The sequence below is a fragment of the Pseudoroseomonas cervicalis ATCC 49957 genome (assembly GCF_000164635.1).
GTDB lineage: Bacteria > Pseudomonadota > Alphaproteobacteria > Acetobacterales > Acetobacteraceae > Pseudoroseomonas > Pseudoroseomonas cervicalis.
In genome coordinates this window covers 281,391-286,307 of the sequence record NZ_GG770781.1, presented here as the reverse complement: position 1 = coordinate 286,307, position 4,917 = coordinate 281,391, and the positions used below count along the sequence as shown (strand labels likewise).

At 72.0% G+C, this 4,917-nt stretch carries 5 protein-coding genes; 3 read left to right on the top strand and 2 right to left on the bottom strand.

The window, feature by feature from the left end; genetic code table 11:
* Nucleotides 1-720: glycosyltransferase family protein (locus HMPREF0731_RS25650; protein WP_007005284.1), on the bottom strand; the 720-nt coding region annotated here is incomplete at its 3' end.
* A 199-nt stretch (nt 721-919) separates the two neighbouring features.
* Between HMPREF0731_RS25650 and HMPREF0731_RS23285 the strand changes: the two genes are divergently transcribed.
* Both HMPREF0731_RS23285 and HMPREF0731_RS16330 read left to right on the top strand, forming a co-directional pair.
* Nucleotides 920-1,933 (top strand): glycosyltransferase family 4 protein, encoded by a 1,014-nt coding sequence (locus tag HMPREF0731_RS23285; RefSeq protein WP_157136168.1) that lies wholly within the window; start codon nt 920-922, stop codon nt 1,931-1,933.
* A 17-nt stretch (nt 1,934-1,950) separates the two neighbouring features.
* Nucleotides 1,951-3,069, top strand: coding sequence for a polysialyltransferase family glycosyltransferase (locus tag HMPREF0731_RS16330; protein ID WP_007005282.1), 1,119 nt, complete (start codon nt 1,951-1,953; stop codon nt 3,067-3,069).
* A 17-nt stretch (nt 3,070-3,086) separates the two neighbouring features.
* Here HMPREF0731_RS16330 and HMPREF0731_RS16325 read toward each other — a convergent pair whose 3' ends face one another.
* Nucleotides 3,087-3,839, bottom strand: a complete 753-nt coding sequence (locus tag HMPREF0731_RS16325) for a hypothetical protein (RefSeq protein ID WP_007005281.1) — start codon at nt 3,837-3,839, stop codon at nt 3,087-3,089.
* Nucleotides 3,840-4,030: 191 nt separating this feature from the next.
* Between HMPREF0731_RS16325 and HMPREF0731_RS16320 the strand changes: the two genes are divergently transcribed.
* Nucleotides 4,031-4,861 carry a hypothetical protein gene (locus HMPREF0731_RS16320; RefSeq protein ID WP_007005280.1) on the top strand — a complete coding sequence of 277 codons (831 nt, stop codon included), beginning with the start codon at nt 4,031-4,033 and terminating at the stop codon, nt 4,859-4,861.
* The last annotated feature ends 56 nt before the right edge of the window (nt 4,862-4,917 follow it).

The following is a 4,917-nucleotide window of genomic DNA, read 5'->3' as shown; positions in this document are numbered from 1 at the left end:
CGCCCCCCCCGCCGCCAGCGCCGGCAGGTCGAGCGCGCCGAGCAGGGCGCGCAGCGCCGTCTGGTTGATCGGGTTGGCGCTGCCGAGATAGCCGATCACCGGCGCCGCCGCCGGGCCGCGCGGCGGCAGGGCGCTGGCCTGCGGCACATGGCCCAGCGTCACCACCCGGGCGCGGCAGCGCTCCTCCAGCTCCGCCCGCTCCTCGTCCTGGATCGCCAGCACCAGGTCGGCGCGGTTGAGGCCGCGCGCCTCCTCCTCCGGCGTGGTGTGGAAGAAGGAGGGCTCCAGCCCGATCGCCTGCAGCCGCCGGTCGCGATGGGCGAAGACGTCATGCGTGTCGATGACCTTCATCGTGCCCGGCGGGAACAGCTCCAGCGCCTTGCTGAAGAAAACATATTCCACCAGCACCAGGTCGTAGGAATCGGCGTCGGCGATGGCGGCGATCGAGGCCTGCAGCGAGGCCGGGAACCAGTCGTCGATGCCGAAGGTATGGCCCAGGCTGCGCTGCTCCTGCCGCCGGTCATAGGGCAGGGTGATCAGCGAATCCCAGGCCTCGCGCATGGCGGCCAGGTCGGGCTCGCCCACCGACTCGCGCATGACGAAACAGAAATGCACCTCATGGCCGAAGCGCTTCAGCCGTGCGAGCAGCGACTGGATGCGCTGGCGGTTGCCGGCATTGCCGGGATGGCTCGGGGTGGGCGAGATGACCAGGCAACGCATGGGCTGAGGCAATCCTCCTCGGGCAAGGCCAGGTTAACATTTTTGGTGGCGCCGGCCCAGCCACGCCGCCACAGCATATCCAGCCCTGCCGCGTCGCGGTATAGAGACGGTCCGGATCCCGTTCTGCGGCCCCGCGCCGCGCCCACGCCCCTCCCTTGCCGCGCGAGGCCCCTGCGAGACGATGCGCATTGCTTTGATCATGAGCCACGCCGACCGCTCGATGGGCGGCGCGACCCGCGAGCTGCACTTCATGCGGACGTTGCGCGAGCAGGGGGCGGAGGTCGCCGTGTTCCGCATCCATCCGGGGCCGCAGACCGAGCAGGAGAGCTTCCTCGGCGGCAGCGTCACCGTCACCTTCACGCCCGAGGATGCCGGCGCCCATCCGGTGCCGCACCACAAGGTCTCCGCCGCCATGGTCGGGGCATTGCGCGGCTTCGCTCCCGATGTCGTGATCTTCAAGGGGCTGAGCTACGCCATCAACGCCTATGTGGCCGAGGCGCTGGGCCATGGCCCCGCCTATGGCTTCATCGTCGGCGGCAGCGTGACCGACCCGGTGCTGGACCGCGCCGCCTTCGTCTTCGGCGAGTATGACGAGCAGATGCGCGCGCATTTCGCCCGCTTCAGCGCCGCCGGCACCGGCTTCGTGCTGCCGAAATACATCGACCTGGAGGCGACCCGCCCGCCCGAGCCGCCGCCCGCGGCCGAGTACGACATCGCCAATGTCGGCAATTTCTACGAGAAGCGGAAGAACCAGCGCGACCTGCTGCGCTTCGTCCCCGAGTTCCGCCTGCTGCTGGCCGGCGGCGGCCGCCCCGACAAGGCGGTGTTCGGCGCCGCCGAGCAGAGCGGGCGGGTGCATTTCCCCGGCCGGCTGGACCATGCCGCGCTGTTCCCGCTGCTGCACCGCAGCCGCGTCATGGTGCACACCTCGACCATGGACGGGCTGCCGCGCGCCATGGTCGAGGGCATGGCCTGCGGCCTGCCGGTCGTCGCCTATCGCGGCACGGTGCAGGGCGGGCTGGAGCACGGGGTGCAGGGCTTCCTGGTGTCGCCCGAGGAGCTGGACGGGACGGTGCGCCGCCTGCTGGGCGACGAGGCGCTGCGCCGCCGCATGGGCCAGGCCGCGCGCGAGCATGTCGAGCGCCAGCACGGCGTGCCGGCGATCCGCGCCGCCGCCGCGCGCTTCCTCGATTTCCTGCAACGCACGCTCTGAAGCTGGTTGGAGCCGCCATGCGCCCGGTCGAGCATCTCATCGTCACGGGCGACTTCCTGCGCCCGACCGATCGCGGCTTCCGCTCCTCGCAGACCGAGAACATCCGCTGGCTCTACCGGCTGATCCGCGGCCATCTGGCGCGCGCGGCCGGCCTGCCGGTCGATTGCCTGGTCTGGGGCGAGGGGCTGCCGCCCGAACCCTTCTACGAGGCCTTCGGCGCCGAGTGCAGCGCCGCCGGCTGGGCGTCGTTCTTCCACGCCGAGGCGGTGCCGCCGGCGGTGCTGGAGGCGCTGGAGGCCCGCTTCGGCCGCGCCCTGGTGATCGGCTTCGAACTGGCCGAGTGGTGCAAGGCGGCGCTGTCGCATCTCGGCATCGCCTTCATCGACCTCAACATCCACCCGGTGCGCTTCCTGCCCGACGTGTTCTTCGGCGCGCAGACCAACGACCCCGAAATCTTCGCGGCGCTGCTCGGCCACCACAGCGACCCCGACGGCTTCTATGGCTGGGCCGACCTGCTGGCGGCGACGGCGGTGAAGTTCACTCCCGATCTGCGGCTGGATTCGCCGGCCCTGCTGGTCGGCCAGACCCGGGTGGACCGATCCCTGGTGCGGGGGGGCGAGCTGCTCGACCTCACCCGCTTCACGCCGGAGCTGCAGGCGCTGCTGCTGCGGCACCGCATGCTGGGCTTCAAGCCGCACCCCTACAATCCCGGCGATTTCGGCCTGTTCACCGCCGGCGTGCCATTCCGCCGGGTGCAAATGCTCAAGGCCAATGCCTATGCGCTGCTCGCCAGCGACCAGCTGAAGGAGGTGGTCGGCATCTCCTCCTCCCTGCTGGTCGAGGCGCCCTATTTCGGCAAGCGCGCCAGCTTCCTGCACCGCTCGCCCTTCGACCTCGCCGGCGCCCGGCAGCAGGCGCGGGAAGGGCAGCATCTGAGCATCGTGGACGGCGTGCTGAGCGCCGATTTCTGGCGCGACGCGCTGGCGCCGCGCCTGGCGGTGACGGCGAAGGATGGCCTGCGCATGGCGCTGCCGCCCAACAGCCTGCGCATCTCGCTGCGCAATTTCTGGGGCTTCAACGAGCTGAGCAGCGATTTCGTCGTGCAGCTCTACCAGGCGGGCGCGGCGCGGCGCTGAGCCGCGCGGCCCGCGCCTCAGGCGGCGGCGTCCAGCCGCTCGATCTCCAGGCGCACCAGCCCCGGCCCCAGCGCCCGCGTGTCGCCGCCCGAGGGGGCGGTGTGGCGCGGCGCCACCAGCACCAGGGAGAGCGGGCCGAGCCCGGCATCATCCTCCACCGTGACCTCGCCCTGCAGCAGCGGCTGGGTGCTGTCGGGCGGCGTCAGCAGCCGCAGCGGCACCGGCTGGGCGTTCAGCACCAGGGTCGAGCGCTCGGCATTCCAGCGGGCGCCGAAGGGCATCACCAGCTGCAGCGTCAGCCGCAGCCGGCCGGCGCCGAGGCTCGGCAGCAGCAGGGTGCAGGTCTCGCCATTGCGGCCGCTCCAGCGCCAGTCGCGGCTGCCATCGCTCTCCGCCCCGTGCCAGCCGGCGCCGGAGAAATGATCGTCGCGCGGCATCAGCACCAGGCGCGGCGGCGGCGGCGGGGCGGCGGCGCGGCGCGAGGCGGGGATGTAGCGCAGCGGGTCGAGCCGCACCCAATCCTCGCGGCTGCGCCGGGCGGCGGCCACTTCCTGCCGCAGCGTCTCGGTGGTGACGCCGAGGCGGGCGATCTCCTGCGCCAGCGCGTGGCCCAGCGCCTGCATCGCGGGGTCGAGGCGCGAGAGCACCGGCTGCAGCCGCGCCAGGATCGGCTCGGCGCGGGCCCGCAACCCGGCCTCGGCGACCAGGGCGTCGGCCCGCTGCAGGCTGGCCAGATCGAGCTCCGCGGGGGGAGGGGTGTCAGCGGCCACGGCAGGCTCCCGTCAGGCGAGAAGAGGCCGCACGATACCACAGTGCTGCGCTGCGGCAATCGGCGCGGCCAGCAGCGCACCGGCGGCGCCCGTTAAATCTTTCGGTCTTCTTAACAGAAATCTTTCCGATGTCGCAACTGCGAGATAGTCTCATTTCCCGTCTGCCATGGCTGGCCAGGGGAAGAACGGGAATGCTCAGAGGCGCGATCGAAAGCGTGATCGGCAACAAGATCAGCGGTTGGATCTACGCGCCGCTGGACAATTTCCGGGGCACCACCGTGCTGGCCTTCGTCGATGAGGAATGCGTGGGCAGCGGCACGGTGGAGCTGTACCGGCCCGACCTGGCCGCGGCCGGGCTGGGCGATGGCTATCTCGGCTTCTCCTTCTGGGTCACGCTGCGGCACCGGCGCGATGCGCCGCGCATCGTCATCCGGCTGGAGGGCAGCGATGCCGTGCTGCTGCAGCGGCAGAGCCGGGTGGTCGATGGCAGCGGCGCCGACGCCACGCAGGGGGCCCGCCTGTCCGACCCGCCGGCGCTGATGCGCTGGCTGCGCGCACGCGGCTGGCTCAGCGAGGCGGATTTCGACCTGGCCCGCCACCTGCCGCAATTCGGCGTCTATGACCGCAGCCTGGTCGAGCTGACCCCGGCGCGGGACCATGCGCCGCCACGGCTGAAGGAGGTGGTGCAGACCGCGGCCGATCTCCTGCGGCTGGTGACGCTGCAGGATGGCGAGGTGGAGCAGGCGCTGCTCGCCGGGCCGGAGGAACTCGCCGGGCTGGGCGCGCTGCGGGGCGGCGAGAACGGCATGCTGGTGGCGCTGTGGAGCCGTGCCCCGGGCCAGCTCGACATCATCCCCGGCTCGCATCGCGGGCAGGAGGAGGAGATGGGCGGGGTGATGACCCTGGCCGACCACGCGGTCGGCCCCGACCGGCTGCTGTTCCTGGACACGCGCTGCCGCATCGGACCGAACAGCCGGGTGCCGGCCGAGGGGCTGCAGGCCTTCTTCATCCCGGCCCGCTGAGGCGCCGCCCCGTTCGCGCCGCCGGCTCAGCCGGCGGCCGGCGCGGCCGGGTCCGG